Source organism: Sphingobacterium sp. LZ7M1 (assembly GCF_024296865.1).
Taxonomy (GTDB): Bacteria; Bacteroidota; Bacteroidia; order Sphingobacteriales; family Sphingobacteriaceae; genus Sphingobacterium.
The window spans coordinates 2,655,837-2,678,083 of the sequence record NZ_CP101134.1; the positions used below are offsets into that span (position 1 = coordinate 2,655,837).

22 protein-coding genes are annotated in these 22,247 nt (G+C 34.0%); all 22 read right to left on the minus strand.

The annotated features are described in order from the left end of the window. Positions 1-16: 16 nt before the first annotated feature. The 22 genes from NMK93_RS11485 to NMK93_RS11590 all read right to left on the minus strand — a co-directional run bounded on the left by NMK93_RS11485 (position 17) and on the right by NMK93_RS11590 (position 22,236). The gene (locus NMK93_RS11485) at positions 17-2,422 is read right to left on the minus strand and encodes a GumC family protein (protein ID WP_254527391.1); all 2,406 of its coding nucleotides are present in this window, start codon (positions 2,420-2,422) and stop codon (positions 17-19) included. A 7-nt stretch (positions 2,423-2,429) separates the two neighbouring features. Continuing rightward, positions 2,430-3,230: a polysaccharide biosynthesis/export family protein gene (locus tag NMK93_RS11490; protein ID WP_185212390.1), complete on the minus strand. Its 801-nt coding sequence runs from the start codon at positions 3,228-3,230 to the stop codon at positions 2,430-2,432. Then, the gene (locus tag NMK93_RS11495; protein WP_185216604.1) at positions 3,223-4,137 is read right to left on the minus strand and encodes a hypothetical protein; all 915 of its coding nucleotides are present in this window, start codon (positions 4,135-4,137) and stop codon (positions 3,223-3,225) included. Before NMK93_RS11495 ends, NMK93_RS11490 begins: the two co-directional genes overlap by 8 nt. Positions 4,138-4,160: 23 nt before the next feature. After that, on the minus strand, positions 4,161-5,786 hold the full coding sequence (locus NMK93_RS11500) for an ABC transporter ATP-binding protein (protein ID WP_254527392.1): 1,626 nt from the start codon (positions 5,784-5,786) through the stop codon (positions 4,161-4,163). A gap of 4 nt (positions 5,787-5,790) precedes the next feature. After that, on the minus strand, positions 5,791-6,837 hold the full coding sequence (locus tag NMK93_RS11505) for a nucleotidyltransferase family protein (protein WP_185216608.1): 1,047 nt from the start codon (positions 6,835-6,837) through the stop codon (positions 5,791-5,793). 55 nt (positions 6,838-6,892) lie between these two features. Next, positions 6,893-7,162 (minus strand): PqqD family protein, encoded by a 270-nt coding sequence (locus tag NMK93_RS11510; protein WP_185212398.1) that lies wholly within the window; start codon positions 7,160-7,162, stop codon positions 6,893-6,895. 3 nt (positions 7,163-7,165) lie between these two features. Further along, positions 7,166-7,615, minus strand: a complete 450-nt coding sequence (locus tag NMK93_RS11515; RefSeq protein ID WP_254527393.1) for a S24 family peptidase — start codon at positions 7,613-7,615, stop codon at positions 7,166-7,168. Between the two features lie 137 nt (positions 7,616-7,752). After that, complete coding sequence (locus NMK93_RS11520; RefSeq protein WP_254527394.1) at positions 7,753-8,868, minus strand: glycosyltransferase; 1,116 nt, start codon at positions 8,866-8,868, stop codon at positions 7,753-7,755. 19 nt (positions 8,869-8,887) lie between these two features. Beyond that, positions 8,888-9,991, minus strand: a complete 1,104-nt coding sequence (locus NMK93_RS11525; RefSeq protein WP_254527395.1) for a glycosyltransferase family 1 protein — start codon at positions 9,989-9,991, stop codon at positions 8,888-8,890. Continuing rightward, on the minus strand, positions 9,988-11,079 hold the full coding sequence (locus tag NMK93_RS11530) for a glycosyltransferase family 4 protein (protein ID WP_254527396.1): 1,092 nt from the start codon (positions 11,077-11,079) through the stop codon (positions 9,988-9,990). Before NMK93_RS11530 ends, NMK93_RS11525 begins: the two co-directional genes overlap by 4 nt. 10 nt (positions 11,080-11,089) lie before the next feature. Further along, positions 11,090-11,971, minus strand: coding sequence for a hypothetical protein (locus tag NMK93_RS11535; RefSeq protein WP_254527397.1), 882 nt, complete (start codon positions 11,969-11,971; stop codon positions 11,090-11,092). 420 nt (positions 11,972-12,391) lie between these two features. Then, positions 12,392-13,378, minus strand: coding sequence for a glycosyltransferase (locus NMK93_RS11540; protein ID WP_254527398.1), 987 nt, complete (start codon positions 13,376-13,378; stop codon positions 12,392-12,394). An 18-nt stretch (positions 13,379-13,396) separates the two neighbouring features. After that, positions 13,397-14,272 carry a beta-1,6-N-acetylglucosaminyltransferase gene (locus tag NMK93_RS11545; RefSeq protein WP_254527399.1) on the minus strand — a complete coding sequence of 292 codons (876 nt, stop codon included), beginning with the start codon at positions 14,270-14,272 and terminating at the stop codon, positions 13,397-13,399. Between the two features lie 2 nt (positions 14,273-14,274). Then, entirely contained in the window at positions 14,275-15,114 is an 840-nt protein-coding gene (locus NMK93_RS11550; RefSeq protein WP_254527400.1) for a beta-1,6-N-acetylglucosaminyltransferase, read from the minus strand. Beyond that, on the minus strand, positions 15,111-16,037 hold the full coding sequence (locus NMK93_RS11555) for a capsular polysaccharide synthesis protein (protein WP_254527401.1): 927 nt from the start codon (positions 16,035-16,037) through the stop codon (positions 15,111-15,113). Before NMK93_RS11555 ends, NMK93_RS11550 begins: the two co-directional genes overlap by 4 nt. Before the next feature lie 39 nt (positions 16,038-16,076). Then, positions 16,077-17,006, minus strand: a complete 930-nt coding sequence (locus NMK93_RS11560; RefSeq protein WP_254527402.1) for a glycosyltransferase family 8 protein — start codon at positions 17,004-17,006, stop codon at positions 16,077-16,079. A gap of 33 nt (positions 17,007-17,039) precedes the next feature. Next, positions 17,040-17,960: a glycosyltransferase family 2 protein gene (locus tag NMK93_RS11565; RefSeq protein WP_254527403.1), complete on the minus strand. Its 921-nt coding sequence runs from the start codon at positions 17,958-17,960 to the stop codon at positions 17,040-17,042. 6 nt (positions 17,961-17,966) lie between these two features. After that, positions 17,967-18,470, minus strand: a complete 504-nt coding sequence (locus NMK93_RS11570) for a serine O-acetyltransferase (RefSeq protein WP_254527404.1) — start codon at positions 18,468-18,470, stop codon at positions 17,967-17,969. A 59-nt stretch (positions 18,471-18,529) separates the two neighbouring features. Further along, positions 18,530-19,474 carry a glycosyltransferase family 32 protein gene (locus NMK93_RS11575; protein WP_254527405.1) on the minus strand — a complete coding sequence of 315 codons (945 nt, stop codon included), beginning with the start codon at positions 19,472-19,474 and terminating at the stop codon, positions 18,530-18,532. Positions 19,475-19,519: 45 nt separating this feature from the next. After that, positions 19,520-20,446 (minus strand): glycosyltransferase family 32 protein, encoded by a 927-nt coding sequence (locus tag NMK93_RS11580; RefSeq protein ID WP_254527673.1) that lies wholly within the window; start codon positions 20,444-20,446, stop codon positions 19,520-19,522. After that, entirely contained in the window at positions 20,436-21,407 is a 972-nt protein-coding gene (locus tag NMK93_RS11585) for a glycosyltransferase family 2 protein (protein WP_254527406.1), read from the minus strand. Before NMK93_RS11585 ends, NMK93_RS11580 begins: the two co-directional genes overlap by 11 nt. 106 nt (positions 21,408-21,513) lie before the next feature. Continuing rightward, on the minus strand, positions 21,514-22,236 hold the full coding sequence (locus tag NMK93_RS11590) for a WbqC family protein (protein WP_254771280.1): 723 nt from the start codon (positions 22,234-22,236) through the stop codon (positions 21,514-21,516). Between the last annotated feature and the right edge of the window lie 11 nt (positions 22,237-22,247).

The following is a 22,247-nucleotide window of genomic DNA, read 5'->3' on the forward strand; positions in this document are numbered from 1 at the left end:
TTCTGTATTGTTCATTTTATTTTCTTCCAAATAGTCTTGAGAAGAAACCTCTTTTCTGTTGGGCTGAATAACCATAGCCATAACCGTAGCCATAACCACCATATCCATATCCACCATAACCATAAGGGTTATTTCCGAATTTCACCCCATTTAATAGGATGGCCATATTGGTCAATGCTGAAGAATCATAGATTTTCTGAACATCAGGCAATTGTCTTCTATCCATCTTACCAGCACGAACAACGAATATGGTCACATCGGTAATCCTATTCACGATATCAGCGTCTGCAACGATTCCCAATGGAACATTATCAACGATAATATAGTCATAACGTTCTTTTAGTTCAGCGATCAATTGATCCAAACGCTCACTTAATAATAGCTCAACTGGATTCGGCGCTATCACACCAATCGGAACGATGTCTATCTCGGCATCTGTTCTATCTTTATAGATGATTTCATCTACCGTAACAGAACTATCAGAAAGGTAATGCGTAACACCAATTGGCATAGGGAATTTTGTGATGTTACTTAAAGTACCCTTTCTAAGGTCTAAGTCGATTAAAACGACTTTCTTTTTCAAGAAGGTCATGCTCACTCCTAAATTAATAACGGAGAAGGTTTTACCGGCACCTACATTGAATGAAGTAAATGTTACGACCTTTTGTTTTTTATCACCAGAAGACATAAAGCTTAGGTTCGTTCTGAAAATCCTGAATGCTTCTGTCACCTCATCAACGCCTTGTTCTTTGATAACGATATCACTCTTGGCATTTTTCATCTCTGTTGAGAAAGGAATCTCGGCCAAGAAAGGAACACTTACTACATCTTCAATATCCTTACGGTTTCTAACCTTGGTATTCAATAAAAGCATCAACAACAATATGGCTGCTGGAACTGCAATACCAATGGCTACACCAATGGCAACTTTTTTGAATTTGCTAGGATAGAAAGGAGCATTAGAACCCGATGCAGAGTCAATAACACGGATGTTATCATCCGTCATAGCTCTATTGATCGCGTTTTCTTCACGTTTGTTCAACAAGAAAATATAAAGCTCTTCAATTACCTTTTGCTGACGTTCAGCAGACAACATAATTCGTTGTTTTGAAGGAAGGCTTCTCGCTTTTCCGATCGCTGCATTCTCTTCTTCCCTCATGTTATTCATTCTGATCCTAAAACCAGAAATTACGTTATCAATAGCACGGGCGATATTTTGTCTTACCTGAGAAAGTGCACTGTTCAGATCTTGAACAATTGGGTTTTCTGAGCTGTTTCCACTCATCAAACGGTTTCTTCTCAATAACAACGTATTATATTCAGAGATGATGTCCTCGATATTATTATCTACCAATCCAGTGTTACTTGGAATAAGATCATCCACTCGGCTAGGATCACTTAACCTTTGGCGCATGATCTCTACCAATTTCAATTGCGTTTCTAACTCTTTACTTGAGCTTTGGTAAGTTCTAGATTCGGTCCAATAAGCCTCACCTGCAGATTTAACATCCAACCCTTGGTTTTGGGTTTTCATGCCTTCCAAGCTAGATTCCACTGAACTTAGTTCCTTTTCAATGATTACAATCCTGTCATTGATGAAATCAGCCGTATTATTAGCGACTGTCTTTTTATCTTCAATGGTCATTTGATTGTACACCTCAATCAACTTAGTGATCATGTCTTCTGCACGCAATGGAGAAGTATCTTCCATAGTCATCTGAAGGATTTCTACATCTTCCATTTGAACGATATTAAGATTTCCCAAAAAGTAACCTACCATAGATTCGATAGGGCTTTTGGTAATCGTAATATCCTCAGAAAGATTTACACGATATGCTTTATCAGAATTGGCTGAAATGATTACATTTCCAACTGGTGTTTTGGCTTCTGAATTAAGTTTTACTGTTACTGTTTTATCTGGGTCAGAGTTTGAAAATGAAGATAGTTCAACCTGATTGTTTCCTTTATATTTCAGATTAAATGAAAACCCAGCATGTGGAGGAACATTTGTAAAACGAACAATAAACGGTGAAGTTTTATAGAGTTCCACTGACCTCAGTCCATCTTTCCTAGAATAGCTTACATCCGCATTCAAGAGACTAATGGTATTACGCATTAACTCTTGCGATCTAAGCTGAAGGATTTCAGAGTTAACATTTACAAAATTGTAAAAGTTATTAGGTCTGGTGATCCTAGAGGCACTCATGGAGTTCGTGGCTGTCTTTATCATTACAGTTTGATCCTTTTTATATAAAAATGGAGTCTTACTGTATTGGTAATAAAAATATCCACCAAAGATCAATATCGATAACAAGAACCATTTCCAGTTCCCCAAAAGATATCGCAAGATATCTAATACATAAAGAGATTGATCTTGTTTACCTTTTCCTTGAAAAGGCTTATTTATTGAATGATTAACCATTAATTTGTTAGTTTCTATTAAATAATGCTATAAGGCTCACACCAAGGGTCAACATACCGGTAGCAAAACCAATGTATCTCCATGTTAAGTCTTCTCTAGGAGTAGGAACGGCAGATCTAGGTTTTACATAGACGATATCATTTTGTTTCAAATAATAAACTGGAGAGTCGAATAGATTAACATCTTCAATATTACTTGTATACATTTTTCTGTAGCCGTTTTCTTCTCTGATGACCGTAATGGCTTCGGTTAAAGCATTTGTGGTTAGACCACCGCTACGAGTAATTGCTTCTAGAATAGAAATCTGACCATCAGGAACATTCAGGATACCTACAGCACCAACTTCACCCATCATCATGATTTTAATGTTCAGCAGTTCTACTCTAACTAAAGGAGAATTGATTAAATTTTCTTTAACCAACCTGTCCGTAATAAAACTCTTAAGTTCCTCGGCAGTTTTACCTTCTGCTTTGATGACACCAAGAACTGGAAAGTCGATATTTCCGTTTTTATCCACTAAATATCCTTTTTCAGTTGGAACTCCTGTAGCTGAGGTTGTAATTTCACCTTTATCACCTACATTATAAATTCCACCATCAGGGTTGAATGGTGCTGCCAATTCAGGAGTCTTTGAACTGATAATAATGCTCAATCTATCATACTTCTGAATCTTTAAGGTTGGAATCTCCTGCATAGGATATTCAGAACCTGGAACCATATTTTCAAGGTAAGTTACCTTTTTAGAAACAACGCATGAACTAAGTCCAAACAAAGTCAATGCAAACAGGCTGATAATTAATCTATTCATTTTCAAGTTTATTTACTTTTTTAATTTCATTTAAGCATAGTATAGCTGCCTCCTGGTTTGGGAGACAATTTAATTGTCCAACATTAGTTCGTTGGATAATGTTTTCAAGGATGGTAACCATGGAAGAAAAAATATTTGCATTCCATCTGATTGCGGTAAAGCTTGGCAACAGAGCCAATAGGGATTCAACACCTTTGCTTTTCCATTCCATTTGGTTTTCTTTTGCTTGTGTCAGTCTAATAATTGACATTAATTTTCGCTTTTTATTAATGTAACAAGCTGTTTTTCCACTCCAAGGAGTTCCATAAATAAATACTTCATCACCCACGATTCTTACTGCTGGGTTATCATCATTCAATAGTTGAAAACCATCATTGGTACTTATCCATAACCTACTGTGTGTACTTTTCCCAGTTCCGCTTTTTCCTAAGAAGGAAACAGCATATTCTCCATTCTCGACTACAGAGGAATGTATCAATGCTGTATTATTTGAAAGAACTCGCTGACCAAATGCAACCATAATGAGCCAGCTTAAAATATTTGAGTCATACAACTCTTGTTTTTTTATGTGAATTTTCGAGAATCGGAAGTCTTTATCACTTATCATTCTCCAAATTTCAGTGTCTTTAGCATTTCCATTTTCCACAGAGGTGACATACTTTTGTTCTGTTTCTTCAAATTTGAACCTATCGCCCCAGATAATGGAAACATCACTTAGAAGTTTGGCATTTGTGAGGTCAATGTCAGTGGGTTCCAAAACAATTTCAACGTGTACAATGGCCTCTGCGTTTTGATCAAATGGAACCTCAAAATCAATAAATGAAGATAAACTACTTTGAATATCAATTGAATCATCATATACGATCCTAATCAAATTCTCAGCAACTAAATAGTCCACTGTTTTCATTATTTCCTTCAAAAAATTTTTTATTACTGCATATAAACCGATTGACTACATTTTTCGGCCAATTTTAAGTCGTGTGTTACAAAAATTACAATCTTGTTCTTCGCTGCACTCATCAATCTCTCTATTAATAGTTCTGATGTTTTATGATCTAAAGCCGATGTTACTTCATCAAATAACCAAATGCTGTTTTCCTTCATTAATGCCCTTGCCAGTGCAATACGCTGAGCCTGCCCTTCGGAAAGACCATACCCGGATTCTCCAACTACCGTATCCAAACCATCAGGAAGGTCATAAACAAATTCGGAACAACTCAGGTACAAGACTTCATATATCTTTTCAGGATTAACATTTTCAGTATCAGTCAGGATATTTTCCTTAATGGTACCTGAAAACAGTTTATCTCCTTGCGGTACATAAGCTATATTTACACGGTGATTATGATTAATTGCATATGTTTTTAGCCCTGTTTCCACATAAATTTCACCTTTGTTAGGTTGGATTACAGCTAACAACAACCTAATCAGCGTTGTTTTTCCTTTGCCACTTGAACCAATGATGGCTGTTGGCTCGCCTTTTTTCACTTTCAGGTTAAAATCATCGATCACCAAATTATCTTCATATTTAAAGCTTAAGTTTTTGATGATCAATTCATATGGGTCTTTGATAAATTCAGGGGTATATTCTTCTTCAACTTCTGTTTTATAAACCTCTTCCACCCTTTCAGCTGCTGTTCTAAATTTTATAAAAACAGGAATAAAACTCATAAGGAGCAATAATGGCCCTTGGATCCTTCCAACTAATTGAAGGAAAGCGGTCATCATTCCAAATGTAATTTCATCAGTTCTCAATTTATAAACTCCCCAGACAAAAGTCAGTAGGAAACCGATATTGATAAGTAACTTCAAAGAACTCTGTGAAATTGTTGAAAAATTCAACAATTTCAGTTTTAAATCATATATGTTAGCTTGGCTCTCTTCAACTTTCTGCCATCTGAAATTCTGAAGTCCCAAAGCTCTGAGAACCATTCTGAATCTCAGGTTTTCTTGTACCACTTTACCTAAATTTGATTCTGCTTTTTTCAAAGATCTATTGATAAATCTTAGTTTCTTGAAATAAATTTTGGTAAAAATGAACAATGGTGAAATTGCCAAAATCAATAATGCAAGCATTGGGTCCATGGACCAAAGCAATGCAAACGAAGCAAGTAATTTGATCACTGTAATCAGAAAGGAAATAAATGAGAAACCAATCATCTGCACGATTTCATTGGCGTCATTATTTATTCTTATCTGCATGTCTCCAGTGTGCCAATTCTTAATTACTTTCCATCTTGACAACATCTGGATCTTGATCAGTTTATTTTGAACTTCAATGAGCATTTTTGCTCTTGTCCTTTCATTGATCCAAGATCCCCAAGCTTTAACAATAAGTCCAAGAACGATAAATAATACGGTTAATATTAGCGCTTTATCAACGGAAGCTTTATCACCGCTTATTGCAAAATCAATTGCATGTTTCGACCATACAACAAAATATAACGAGCAGGCAATTCCAATTAACTCAAGGATGAAAAAAACTATCAGTTCATTTTTATGACCTTTTGCTTGTTCCCAAGCCCATTTTAGCTGATATGTAATTCCTGCTAACAATACCTTATATTTTGAACCTTGAATAAAATTGCATAATTGGAAACCAGATTGCTTCTGAAGGTGTTACCTTAACATATTTCAAAAAGCTTTTCCATATCCTACTTTTCTTATTCGCTCGTCCGCCATTCAAATTGATTTCTTTATCTACAAAATTTGCATTATGAAACCCAAAATTCCCTGACACCAAAATATCTTCCATCATCCAATCCGCGTCTAAATTTGCTGTCAGTTTATAAGGCAGATTAGATTCTTCTAAACCCAAATATTTAACTAACAAGAGGTGCAACATATCTATCCAATTCTTTATCCCCAATGAGGAATAAATTTCTTTTAAATTACTTGTCCTCAACTCTTGATTATAATGTGCATAAATCCTTGCAGAGTCACATAATTGACGTATTCCGATACCATAGGAAAGCAAATGCTTTAGGATATGGGAATTAGCTTGGATAATTGTTTCTAATGCAGACGGTAATTGTATTTTAGTGTTTTCAATATTTAAAGTTGTGAAGTTATTGACCTCCTCCAGTCGGATTTTCTCCAGTTTATTTTGAACGAATGGATTATGGATATCAAACATATTGCGATGATGTTCGACTTCAAATCCTTCAAAATTGTACTCGGAACTAAATCCGGGCATAGAATTGATCTCTAACCCTTTTTCGTTAATAATATTAAATGCTTTCGTATAAGTGTTTTTGTCTTCAAAAAATAGATCTATATCACCACATACCCTTCTTGCAGGATTGTCATAGCATTTTGCAAGGCCTTGACCTTTCAACAATATGCTGTTTACTTGATGTTCCTGGAACAGAGAATGTAATTTGATGATGATCTCATTCATTCTTTCATTCCTTTGCGCATGCTTTTCAACTCTCACCGCCCAGTTCAACAACAAAATTTTACTAGGTTGGTATTTTGGCTCTAATTTTTGAATACCGTCAAATACGATACATTCTACGGTTTGATTTATACTAATTTTATAGATTTCTTCCCATTCTCGGTTAGTTAAAGGAAAAAACTCTGTATCTAAATTAGCATTTTTCCACAATCCAGATTTAAGTAATAAAAAAAATATATTAATAATCCTGTTATTTAGCATTACTTTAATCTCTGATTAAACCTCCTTTTATAAAGGTCTGGATAAGCTTTTTGGCATCTTTTACCGCCACATCCTCATTCACTTCATAATTTTCCAACAAAATATCGGAAACAGTTTCTTCAGTAAATTCTTTACCTTGTAACTCTTCCCATAAAAATGCAGCAGTCTCGTTTAGTGTAAAAACTTTGGACATATCAATCATTTCCTGACCTGGGTCAATAATGATATAGTCATTTCCTAACTTCCGAAGCTGCAAATCAGTTCTCAATTTCATTTTTCAACTATTAAATTTACTTATGAGGTATCTAAATGGCCTTAAATAGTACCACAACATCCCTAACTTCTTTTTATACCAAGAATTAACATTAAGCTCTTTACGATCTCTAAAGCCGTTCATTACGATTGCTAACACATCATCTTTAAGGATGAATTCCTTTTGATAGAGATTTCCATCGCCTGCAAGGACTAGTTTACCATCTTTAATTCCAACGAATCGATGTAAAACAATTTTTCCTTCATGTTTGGCTAAAAGAATGTCACCTATATTAACATTATTATTAATGGGTTGTTTGATTGTAACTTGATCTGCATGCCTTAAAAAGGGCAACATACTGTTTCCTGAAACATTAAATTTCACGGTTTTTCCAAGGTTAAGATCTTCTTGGATTAAATTGAAAAATAATTGATTAGGAACCTTATGGCTCTTTGCATTCATGTTTTCGTCCATTAATCAATATTTTTTAGGTTAAATAATGATAATTTAGCAAGAAAGAATAAGAACAACGAAAGAATCGCAAGAAAATTTGTTGAACGTCAATAAAAATCATCTTCTACGATTTTGCGCTAAATTAGGTATTGGCAATATTAGGCTAAAATCTTATTATATATTTGTAAACATTTATCTACCATTTTTTGTCGCGTAAAATGCTCAAAATAGCGTTTTCTCGCTCCATCCGATAGATTTTTGTAGACATCTTCGTTGGTCAGGATTGTAGTGAATGAATCCGCTAAAGAACGTTCATCTTCTATTTCTACGGTCAATCCCGAAACACCATTTTGATTTACCCAGCTTACGCCAGATTCAGGGATTCTGGTTGAAACAATAGGTTTTCCATATCCCATTGCCTCGATTTGAACAATAGCAAATGCTTCAGTCTTTAATATGGAGCTTAAACAAAACAAATCACAGGCTTGATAATATCCAACCACTTCTTCATCAGTCATAAATCCTAGTAATTTCACCTTGGATCCTAATCCATTTTCAGAGATCAAAGCATCTAATTCTTCCTTCAGTGGTCCTTTGCCACCGATTACAATTTGATAACTATCGTCCAGGAATTTGGCAGATTTTATTAGGTACTCATAGCCTTTGTATTCAACCAGCCGACCCAATGAAAAAATTATCTTCTTATTCGGATATTCCCTTTTAATATCTTCAAGCAATGGAGATATTTCAGGATCAACATCCACACCAATGGGAATAAAATCCACTTTTGATTGAACCTGCTTTAGAAACTTGGACTGCTCAACGTAAATTGGGGTGGTTCCTACAATTATATCAGCTCTCCTGATCAACCAATCCTGAAAGGGCTTGTACAGCCTCAATAAAGTCTTCTGCTTTAGGATATCACTATGCCAATGGAGAACAACCTTGCCTTTATAATTCGATAAAAACAAAGCCAAAGTTGCCATGGGATCAGGGTGATGTACATGAATGACATCATAGTTCCTACATATCTTGCGGAGTTTGCTGATCATTTTAGGGGCTAATTTGGTCGCTGCAGCATTAATTTGAGTCGGAACGACAAATAGTGTTGCAAACTTATTTAGATGTATTGTAGCCTCTGGATGATCTTCTGTGGAAGCACAAAGCATATCGCAATGAACACCTTGATTTGATAAACCAAGCATCAAATCGTATTCAACCTTTTCAACACCGCCTCGGATCGGATAAAACTTACCTAATTGTAGAACTTTCATATGATAAACTGTACGTCGGTTATTTTAGTAAAATATTAAATAATTCATCCCAATTGTCAGCTTTTGGTTCATCAAGTGGAACAACCGGTTTTGGTTTTAGTGAAGAATAATCTCCTTTTATTAATTGAGCCATTAAATCAGCCAATTCCTTTGGTTTATCCGGATTAAAAAAGGCCGTCAATTTACTTCCTTCTGCGGTTTCATGTGCATAAGGTAAATCAGCCAAAAGCATAGGTCTATCATATTTCTTAAATTCTGAAATTGGCAGGCCCCAAGATTCAACTTTTGAAGGATAGATAAGACAGTCGGTCATTCCATAGAGTTCAAGCAATTTCGCTTTTGGAATAAAACCTAAAAACTCAATATTATTTACACTTCCCCATTTATTTTTCAGCCAATTGGCATATTTATTCTCATTACCTTTTACAGTGATAGTAGCCTTAAAATTATTTAAACCATAATCTGACTTTAATATTCTCGCTGCTTCACAGATAACTTCAAAATTCTTATGACTATTTGGAGAACCTGCAAATAAAAAGTTATAATTGGAATTTCGCTCTTGATCAATGACCTCCACTGCATTGTCAACAATTTTCGGTCTAGTGACAATAATTTTTTTAGGATCAATATGAAACATTTTGCTTAGCCCTCTCCTAAACCATTCTTGCTGAACAACTAAATACTCATTTTTATGGATATTGGTCTTATAGATAAGTTTGGTGAAGATTGCGAACATGGCAATTTTAGGGGCAAAAAACAAATCGTGCATTTTCCATTTGTAGAAGGAAAATGAATTATGACAGTATACCGCTCTCCTATTGGCAATTACGGAAGGGCTCGTATCATGTAAAGCAAACCATAATTCAACCGGACCTATTTCTTTGGAAATCTTTTTTAAAGAGACATATTCATACCAAAGCCTATTAACCCATCTTTTCTTTGGCCATTGTGTCTCTATATATTCAATGTTGGGAAAATCAGTTAATTCTCTTTTATATACAATAGCTACAACACGGTAACCATTCTTCACTGCATAGTCTGACAAAAACCTCAAGCAATCCTGAAGGATAGCCAAAGTACCGGCTTCAACTAAATTTACGGCAGATATTACAATAGTTTTCATTGGCGTCTATTCAAGGCATCATTAAACAATTGAATCCATTTTTTCATAACTGCTGCTTCTGAAAAATCTCCAGACATTTCAAATGCATGCTGTCCCATCGTATCTCTTAATTCTGGATCACGTATCAACTCTAATATTTTATTTGCCATACCTGCTTTATCCTCTTCTTCTAACAAGTATCCGTTTTTACCATCCTGGATAATGTCACGTGGCCCACATTTGCATGCATATGATATCATAGGCAATCCGGACGCCTGCCCCTCTAGCAAGGCCATTGGTAAACCTTCATACCTTGAAGTCATGGCTATCATTGAGCTATCCAAGTATTGTTGGTCTATATTTCTTACTGGTTCTTGAAGAATTAAAGTCTTTTCGAGTCCCAGCTTATTGATTTGATTCTGTAAGTTTTCCTTTTCTGGTCCTTTTCCAAAGATATTCAGCTTCCAATCTGGCTCTTGTTGATGAACTATTTTCCAAACATCCACTAGATCCTCAAATCTTTTTTGATAATCATAGCGTCCGACAGCAATAACATGTTTCGAAGTTAAATTACTACGTTGCGAAACTGGAAAGCTATTGGCATTTGGGATTACAATGATATTTGGAAGATCGCCCCAATAGGATTTATCTTCTTCTGTAAGGACGACGAATTTATCATATTTCTGAACGGTCTTTAGGTCTTTTTTACTTCTATAGCTATCAATAATCTTCCAAATTCCTTTCCGACCATATTGCAATCTTTTAAATCTTGAAAAATGTATTTCAACAATCTTCTTACTTCCATCTTTTATCTCAGGCAATAGGTCTACTTCATGATCGAACAGGGAAACACAGATTTCAGGTTGAATTGCTAACAGTTGTTCTGTTAGCAATTTTTTATGCAATGCCTGTTTTTTGGGGTAATCAAAAAGCTTTTTAAGAAGACCAGAACTATTATTTTCTGTATAATTTATGCCTAAATCTATTTGCTTTATTGATTCATCCAAATCAAAATAAGGTTTTCGATTTTTCTGATCAGTAGTAATGATGCTGATATCGTGTCCAAGTTTAGCAAGATAATTGGTTTTATTAGCCAATACTCGCTCCATACCTCCTGAGTTAAATGTACCTAGGATGCAATAAACTATCTTCATAAACTTCTTCTTTTTCAGCTATATCTTCTGTAACCTTTAACGAATCGATGCAATAAAAAACTGCGTATATAAAAAAGATATCAGTTGCAACCTTAAACCAGATAACGAAGGTTAAAACCAATAAAATCAAGAAAAACATCCAATAATCAGGGTGTCTTTTCATAAAAACCAATGCATTTACCACAAACAAAAGGGCGAATACAGAAAAACCAATTAAGCCAGAGTAAAGGATAAAACGACAATAGCCAATATCCGTACTGAATACGAAGTTGTCAAACAATCCAGTACCGATTAACCAAGTTTTCTGATCCTCTGGCCATACCCACATTTCCCTATTCAACTTATCTGTTGAGTCTGTTCTCCATTCACCTTTTTCAACGTAATTGAAGAAACCCTCAAAAGCAAAACGCATTTGATCATAAAACTCTGCGTTGGTATTGTATAGGTAAATGGATACTCCAATGGCTACAACCAGAAATAGTCCGAACAAAAGACTTAATTTTCCAGAATACTTCTTTACAGCTTGTCTAAAAACGGATGAACCAAATACTAAATAGCCTAAGGATGCCCCCAATCCTAAAATGGTCGTTCTAGAAATGGCATTTCCAATAATTGCAATAAAGAAAAAGGCGATTAACAATAAACTAATTGACCAAGTATTGTTCCTAACTTTTTCATCATTATTTAGGGTTGCAGTAATCATTAATAAAACGATGGTAAACCTAACACCAGCGGGGTCTAATGCTGCACCAATCCCATAAAGTCTTCCGACCTCTTCAAAGAATTCCTGGCCTTGAGACACATAACTATCTACGAAAAGCTTGACACTTGGGATATTATCAATCATAAGTGCTGCTATACATTGAAAGACACAAACCGCTGTGGCATAAAAAGTTATTAACTTAAAATCAACTTTCCCATGGACAGATTTAATCATAGTACAGATAGCATAAGCGCCAAAGTACCAAACAGCAAAACTTAGTATATAAGAAGCATAGGCGTAATCGGTAGTTTTATTTATGTCGGTAGAATAGAAGCAGATGAATGAAAACAACAAAGCTAATATGACTGAAACTAAAAACCCTTTTGAAATTTTAATTTCTTTTTCCATTAACCAATTCATCCCAGCAAACATAACACCTAGCAATGCTAGGATCATTTTGGTGTTTAGGCTAGGTAGAAAAGTGAAAGAGATCGGAAAGAGATAAAAACTCACCGAAGCTCCTAGAATAATATAAAGCAACAATCGAATCATATAGTACAATGATTATTTATACAATACTCCATAAACCATTCTCAAAACAACTCTATTATAAAGTTTAATCAGCCAAAATTGTTTTTTGACTGCAGCTAATTGTAAAAGTCTTGTTCTCATAGGAAGGGCTGTGTTTTCCATCACATACGGATTTGCCTCTGGAAACCAGCTTAGCCACTTTTCATATTGAGAGATTTTTTCAGAAATTAATAATGGTAGTTTTATATTTAATTTTAAATAATATATTAAGTTACCTAACTTATCTGATAATTCACTGTTTTTTAAATAGTTTTCAACGTCTTCTACGTTTGCTGACACTTGTTCAATATGACTATCGGAATAGGTTTTTGTCAATGAAGCGGTATTACTTTGTCCATAGTGATAAAAATGACGATCTAAATAAGCTACATTTTTCGCACTACAGAACAATTTAATCGCTACCATCAGATCCTCCCCCATATTTTTACCTTCAATGAATCGAATATTGTGATCAACAAATAATTTTGTCTTGAACAAAAACAGCCATAGGTTCCACCTCATCGTTCCCCTCATCATCTTTTCAATTGCCTCCATCGGTGATTCAAAATTTGGCTGATTCATCTTTCTTTCATTTTTCTCAAAAGTCAGATACCAACTAAATCCCAAAATATCGAGATTCTCTTTTTCAGCCTTTTCAGCTGACAACTCCAAGGCATCATGGTCAATTGCATCATCTGCATCAACAAAATAAATATACTCCCCTTTTACAGCATCCAACCCCGTGTTTCTAGCAGCTGCAACACCCCTATTCACCTCATGGATAATGATTTCTACATCAAACTGTGATTGGTCTCTAAACTTTTCCAACACCTGTAAGCTTTTATCCGTGCTACAATCATTGATGAAAATTATCTGTAAATTTTTGTAAGTCTGGGATGATAAAGAATCCAAACATATATGCAAAGTTTTCTCTGCATTATAAACAGGAACAATTATCGAAATTAGTGGCTTTCTATTCATTTTCAAGTCCCCACAAAACTAAGCTTTATTTGTCTGAACATACTGTAGAATTTTATCTACAACATTGATACTCTTTGAATTAAACTTCCGTGCAAACAATTTATCTGAGTGTATTAAATACTCAAAATCAGCATCTTCCCAATCTCTGATCACATTATTTTCCCATCGAATCTCTCGCATACAGCCTCTTCCCTCATCCTTGTAATCATAAACTTTATTTTTGTATACGGAATTCCAACAAATCGTTTGAACTACAATTTCATCACAGCAAAAACTGTTTTGATATATTCGCAAAATCTTATTTTTATCCTTTAATATTAGTTTAACCAAGCCATCAGAAATACTTAACCATTGCGTCCCTTTCTTGAATTCAATACTTTTATTCCTTTTATAACCAATAAGTTCCTGAACTCGAATTAAACTTGCTCTTACAATTCTTTTCAGTTGATTGGAAACTCCTTCATTCGTTCTAAAAGAACTTGAAAACAAATGGGTCCTTCTTACCTTCCTATCAATTTCTTTACTTATGTCCCCAGTATAAAAACCAATAAACTCCTTTCCTTGGTTGGAGTTAAAAAATTGATGAATGAAATCTTGGGACTTTATTGGCATATCTACCCCTGATAATAAGTGGTAATATTGATAGGACTTGTTTTTTGAGGCTGCCTCGAAAAGATTCAGTTCAGCTTCCACTACAGTTACATCTCCCCATTTAACATCTACGCGGTTTTCCAGAATAAATAATTTCGAAAATTTTACCGCTAAGGTCGGTAACTCTTTAACTTTTGCGTCGAAGTGGATATAGATATCATTTCTCACATCATCAAGTGATTCAATAAGTCTGTTTAAAACCTCAAACTCATTATGAGCTAATATCAGGTATGCATGTTTCATAATTAGGATTTAATTCTATCCAATATCTTTTCAACTATTCCAAAATGTGATGAGCTAAATTTCCTTGCAAATAAGCAATTAGATTCAATTAAAGACCCAAGATCTTCTTGAGAAAAAATTGTTGAATTTGCATTACCAACTTTATGCATCAATACCCTATCAGAATACATAATGTTCCAATTTTTTCCAGAATAGACAAGTTCAGTAGGTACGAAAAGCTCATCTCCGCACATGGTATATTTATATTTTTTTAATATTGTTTTCTTTCTAGACAAAAGGAATTTTACGGCGTCATCAGTAATACTAACCCAGTTTGAAGCCTTAATAAAGGTGCGATCTTTATTCACATATACCCCAAGTAGATCCTGCACCTTGATTCCTACCCTCCATAACCTTTGAGACATCAATCTGGAGTTAAAGCTCTTCATAAATAAATTCATACGATTCCCTTTTCTTTCAAGTTCTTCAGGACTCGAGGGCATCGGAACGAATACTTGGGAAATGGGTATGGATGAGAAATATTCATGAAAGGTATCTTGTTTGACCAATGGGAGATGGACGCCGGAAATCATGTGATAATAGGCATAAGGACCGTTTTGATTTGCCAATTCAAAAAGGGCAAATTCTGCTTCAATCTGGCTGATATCTCCCCACCTAACATCTATCCTGCTTGAATTATCTACAAAAAACAGATTCGAATATTTACTTTTTATTGCAGGTAAATCGTTCACTTTCTTATCAATATGGATGAAGATATCATTTCGACTATCGTCTAGAAGATCGACCAGAATTGATAGTATATCAAATTCATTATGAGCTATAATCAGGAATGCGTGTTTCATAATTTATTCGAGTTTTGTAAAAATGCATTCATTTTCTTCATACCATCAGCATCAAAATAGGACATTTTATGAGTTGATGTAAAATTCAAAGCCTCCCCATATTCCATTAATCCTTCTAACCCATTGAATTTAGTCTGAAGGATATGAGGATATACATCACTGACCACTTGACACTGCTTGTCCTTTAATTCCCCTTCTACAAGTTCATTATATAAAATTTGAAAGAAGAAATAATCTATAATTTCATTTTGCGTTCGCCAATAATATAATATCAACTCCAACATATCTGTTATCAAGTCATTGCCTTTCTCAGCATAGATAATGCTGTTTAATACCTTGACTTTAAATTCTTTGTCCCATCCCCAATAAAAGGCATAACTGTTCTCCCAAAAACTCTTTTTTTGCTCCTTATTATCCCTTTGATACATAAAGTAAGGCAAGGATTTAAATTTTTCATCTAATGGAGCTGTCAATAAAATCGTAGCATCCAGCCACACGCCTCCATAAAGACTGAGTAATGAAAGTCGAAGTAGATCAGAAAAAAAAGTTCTCTTAAAAATACCCTTTTCTAATTTTTCAATGACATATTCTGGAAGATCCACATAATCCTTATAATTTGAGTCGTCAATTCGAATTACTAAATAATCGGCTTTATATTGATCTACTGATTCAAAACAATGTTTCACAACCTCAGGAAGAGAAGCATCGCTACAGCCCTGACCCCAATACTGCCAAATAATCCTATCGGTTTGAAATTCTTTTTTAGGTTTTAAATTTTCAAGAACAATTTGACCAGAATAATATTGATCGATTACAGGATGCCAAAAACTAGCAACTTCCTTATGCTTCTTGATAATCTTGGTTTTTCTTATGAATGACCAGATTTGACTAATTATGGGTAAATTTTTTATACTTCCTAGCACCTTTCAATAAATTAGAGAATTGAAAAAAATTATTAGAAATCAAATATTTTTAATTTTTCGAATTAACGCAATTGAACCTAAACTAACTTTTCCTAATATTGGCATTAGCAGTAACTTCGCTAATGATTGAAGTTTCATATTTGGATTCCATTTTTCTTTATATTCTTGAGGTAAGTCAAAATAATATTTCCACCAAACTTCAAATTTTATGGTCAACTCATTCCATGGTTTTCCACCTGTATAATGTATTGTTCCAGTATTTTGAATTTGATTCCAATCAGTCTCCGTATATTTTTTCAGAAAATCAGGCTTGAATTGAGGAAGGAAAAAGGTACGAATTCCATTATATACTGGCGATAGGCCCAATACTTTCCCTTTACAATAAATATTGAGTACATCCTGGTCTGGGAATTGTAAATAAGGAACCTTCAGACCATCAATAAACTTTTTCGACATATTGTCTTGGCGCATTAACTCCAAATTCATCAGCAAAAAACCAGAATTAAAGTAGAAACCGGGTTCACAGCCAATTTCTTCTAAATACGGTATCTGTGATTCCAATGCAGCTTCATAAACGGCAGCTAGGTAGTTACCGTTTAAGTCCATAGATTCATATAATTCACCGAGATCCTTTTGAATGATAACATCGCAATCGGTATAAATTACACGATCATATTGTTTTAGAAGTTCGGGTAATAACAATCGAAATGAGGCAGCAATGGTATATCGCTCATCTACATAAACGCCTTCTAATGCCCCGTCAAGGTTTAGAAACGTGAATTTCATCCGTTGTGGATTTAACTTCGCTAATAAGCCCTGCAGATCCTCAGGAAGGTCTTTTGTTAATAAACAGATTACTTCAAATTGATATTTTGGATTTGAATTTTTTAAAATGGAAGACAAACAGGTTACTGCAGGAATAAAATAATTCTCAGTAAATGCGACTACTATTGGAACCGAAACACGCATAAAAAATATAAATTATTAGGACTTTCCTCTTAACTAACGTAGTAGTTTGTCCTTAAAAAATCTAAAGTACATAATCATTTTATCCTTTCTACTTAATAATTCACAATTCTCTATACATCTTGCTTTATTTATAGGTAAATTCTTAACAGCTACATTATAATAATCATAAACACATTTTTGATAAAGGGTGTCCCATTGGATTTTCTGCAAACACAGCTTCTCAATTTCATCCTTTGGCTGATGATAATCAATTGCTCGCATCATGGTATAAAGATGAGTAATTGCCTTTATTTTGTGTTCATATTTCGTTTTATCACTTGAAAGATGGATATCTGAGACCCTAAAATCAAATAATAATTGACTTGTATTAGCTATTCCATTTCTAGCCAGTTTCACTGTACTAATAGTATCAGTTCCAAAGGCAAAAGGCAAACTGTCAAACCTTTCTTTTTGGATCACTTTAGTCTTAAACATGTAATTTCCAATACATACAAACGGAATGCCTTTTACCCAGTCATAGACATATTCCATCTGGCTACACTTTTCGGCCAAGATTCCATCGATTTCCAATAGGTCACCAGCATCATTTATTACAGAGACCCTAGCGCGTAAAATATCAACCTCTGGATATTTCTTAATCAACTCTATGCAATTTGCGGTAAATTCAGGATGATAAAGGTCATCATCTGCAGCTAAAACTAAATAATCTCCTTTAGCATAATCAATTGATTTATTCCATTGAGCTACAAGATCTTTCCCTCCAATATTTACTTCGTTTTTATAATAAGAAATTCTTGGGTCCTGATAAGTTGAAACTATTTCATATAAATTTTCTGGAGAATTATCATCTATAATTATTAACTCTATTTCTGAATAAGTTTGATCTAATATACTATCGATTGCTTGTTTAAGGAATTTCGATTTATATGCTGGAAGAACAAATGAAATTAACATACTTGATTATTTTTTAACGATTACCTTACCTGGAATTCCAACAACAGAAACACCTTCCTCAAGGATTGAATTTAACACAATTGACCCTGCTCCAATTTTTACATGATTCGATATTGTAATATCTCCTAAAACTTGGCAACCTTGACCAAAATCCACAAAATCTCCAATGACTGGCAAGCCATTATCATCACTTCCGGTATTACCAATACAACAATTCCCATGAATGGTACAGTTTTCCCCTATCCTTGCTTTTGGGTTGATAATTATGGAACCATAATGTGCCAAGTGCAATCCTAACCCGAAACAACCGGCAGGAATAAAAAACCCAAGCTTTGATCCTAGTTTATTTTTCTTTCTCGTATAATAAAACTTCAACAATTTATTAGGTTGCAAAAAAGTATAATATTCTTCAGATCTTAAGGCAACTACAAATGACCTCAAAAGATATCTTTCAGAACAAAGAATCCAATCAATAATATTTTCCCTAGAAAATCTTGCTGGATAATACATTCTGTCCCCTTTTATATATTGGCTCTTTGTGTAGTTTTTATATTTATTCAACATGAATATTATGATGCTACGTTCGATTTATTATTTAGAATTTGGCCTATTATACTCTCTCTTTTTATCAAATTGACCTTTGAATAAAATTCAACTAACTCTCTATCTTTTGATGTCAATTTCAAAACAGGAAAATTATTAATGTTCATTTTTTGCCTACATAGGACATAATTAATCCTGTTAAAATCCCAATCACAATTCTCCTGGATAAAAAATGCACTGTCCTCACATTTTTTCAAATACATATTTACATCCTTCAATTCTCGGCTAGCAATCTGCTCACACATATTTAACATGAGATAAGCTGGATTTGACAAGTCTTGTGATATCAATTTATAATCCGCTCTTGATTTTAATACTTCAAAAAATCCTTTACTACCATATTTTATTATTGGGGAAAACATTTCCAGCCAACGGTTAATAAAATAATTGTTCGGCCCTGTTGCTAAAAACCAAGTTTCTACAATGGGAAATTCTTTACAAACAGTACTTTTCTCACGGTAATAACCGATCAAATCATAATGGCTTGAATTACTCATCTCTTCTATCCAATCCAATTTATCTACCAGAATAGTAGTCGCATCTAACCAAATACCACCATTTGTAGATAGTAATTTCAACCGGATATAATCTGCTTTGTGGGCAGCCAACATGTCTTTATGAAAATCAACTTTTGGAATGAAATCAAAGAGATTGGTTTCATTCAACACCGTAAATTCATAGGTAGGGTTTTTCCTTTTGTTGTTTTCAATTATTGCCTTTATCAAATCAGGAACCTGTAAAGAATCCCAATAGATCCATACTTTTTTAGGTATTTTGACAGAGGAAATAGCATTCTTTTTAAGCAATGAAATATTACTTTCTAAATGATGTGTTCCATTTTTAATGAAACTGTTCTTTAGAAAATTAACTCCAAAACTTTTAATAAAATTAACTAATTCCTTTTCAATCATAAAACATGTTTGTTATTTATTCAAAAACAATATTTATTAAGATTTTCAATTCAATAACTGACCGATAAAACTTCTTTTATTAATCAACCTCAACTCCTCCAAACTACTTAAAAGAGACCTATCCCCCGACGTCAACTTAATGAGTTTATAGTTTGATTGACTTGCGTCCAAACGAGTTAGGGCATAAGAAATTACATTAGAATTCCATTCATAGTGATTTTGTAAAAAAAATGCATTTGCCTCTGCTTTACGTAGATATAAATTATATCCAAGTGTGTTTCTTTGAGCAATTTGACATGCCAGGTAAACCAATAAATATGATGGAGGCTCAATATTCTTTTGGATAATGGCGTAATCCTCCCTCTCCTGCAGCATCTTAAAGTACTGGGGACTCCCCATATCCCTTAATGGACTAAGTACATCCAGCCAATCTTTTATAAATTTATTGCCAACCTGAGAGGCTAAAAACCAAGTTTCAATTACCGGAAAGTTGTTATCATAGGTATTTACCGATCTATAATAACCAATGACATCATATTTGTTTCTTAATGGCTCCTGGTATATCCAGTTTAAACTTTCTTGTAAGATGATAGTAGCATCCATCCATACACCTCCATACCGAAACAACAATTCTAATCTCATTAAATCGGTCTTATTTGGTATAGGAACTTCCGCATGGCAATAAAAATCAGGCAGATAATTTTTAATAGTATGACTAGATAGAACCTTTACTTCAAAATCGGGATTAAGTTTAATTATTTTTTCTACTGACCCTTTTACAATTTGCGGCAACTCATCTTCTTCCCAATAGATCCAGATTAATTTCGGAATATCATCTCTTCTCTCCTGAGATTGGCATATTTCAATTACCGCTTCCTCATTGGAGAATAGCGGGAGATTGAAAATCCTCCTGCTATATCCAGCAGCAAGGCATCGCAGAACCTTTGGATATTTTGAGAGATTAAGCGGCATAAAGTTCAAGGTTTGAAAAGATCATTGCGATTATGGCAGCTCTTTTAAATGAAATTTTGGTAGCCAACCTTTTTATTAAATAGGCAGCATTACTAGGAGAAATCTTAACCATGATCTTGAAAAGGTCCATAAACTCTTTCCCAGACAAAGCCGATATACCTATATCCTCAGAAATCCTCTGGCTCTGAAGAACAAAATTGTTTTTAATATTATTGTCTTTTGTGTAGTTTTTTAGATTTAAAACAGCCTTCAATACATGGATGGATTGGAAATAGATAGATTTCTTCCCAAAAATAGAAATATTAGACATCCTATAAACCGCCATAAATTGCGGTAAATAGCCATATTTGCCCATTTCACCATTTAGAAACCACAATACATAATCCCCAACAAGTGAATGTTCTAAAAGATCTATAGATTTTAAGTTATTCCTACAGAGTACAGAAGGAGTATGGATAAAATTACCGTTTGATATCTCTTCAATAGTTTTTTTACAACTTTCCTCCTCTTTATTCAAGGTTTCATGCATAAAGCGACCCTCCTCATTCTCATATAGTAGAACTCTATGGTATACAAGGTTACAATCTTGATTTTCATTCAGGTAATCAACCTGCCTCTGGATTTTTTTCACATCGATCCAATAGTCATCACCTTCACAAACTGCGATAAACTCTCCTTTCGCTTGCTTAAAGGTCCAAATAAAGTTTTTAATGGAACCTTTATTAACTTCATGGTTATAATACCTAATAATAACATTAGGCGGACAGGGATTCTCTTTTATATATTTCTCGACCACCTGGTGAGTATTATCTGGTGATTTATCATTCGAAATGATTAATTCAATAACACCATTAAACTCCTGACTAACAACCCCATTGATTGCTTTTAAAATAAAATCTTCATGTCCGTATGTAGTCATTACAACTGAAACATCTACATTTCCTTGTTTATTTTCGTCCATAGTTAAATTCTCAATAGGCTTCCGTCATGAAACAAAAACCTATTATTTGATAAATAGTTACTACTTATGTTAAAATTGTTGTTTGTTTGGTGTAATTAAAGGGGATCTAAATAAATTCAAATTGATCTAACATATTATGGATTTCTTCTTTTGTATTGGACATCAGCGCATCCAAAATGGACAATCCTGGTTCAAATTCTCTGTATCCTTGTTTATATTCCTGAAGATTGATTTGATGAAAATACATATCAATATCAGCATTGAAATATTTTGTTCGATCGAAGAAACTCATACCTCCAATAGGATTAATGTAAGTGAGCTTTGCTCCTAATCTTTTACAGATATTTAATGCCCATTCATCTGAATCTTGAGGTTGATCAATTTTAATTCCCATTTCTGAAAAAATTGATATATCACGCTCCATATCCAAATACTTACATATTTCAGTAAGGACATGGCGGTTCAATGAAGTGATATTATCAAAATCTTTTGAAAATGTCTTTCTCAAAAAATCCATCACTAACTCGTAATTCGGCGCAATTTTCTTATAGATTTGAAATTGTGCTAGTATTTTCTCTTTCCAAGGTTTAGTGTTATCTAAAACACAATCTTTAATTAAGGTAGATCTTCCATTTTCTTTTTTCAATGGAACCTGGATATACAACCATCCTTCCTTTTGCTTTAAAATCCGATTTCTTTCTATCCAACCCCGTCTAATGAATTGGACGGTGTCCAAGAGAATAAACCTATCAGTATGTTTGATCAAACTGATATATCCTAAATAAGGAAAGAAATATGGCTGCATTATACCTATTTTTTTTCTAAGCATAATGAACTTGT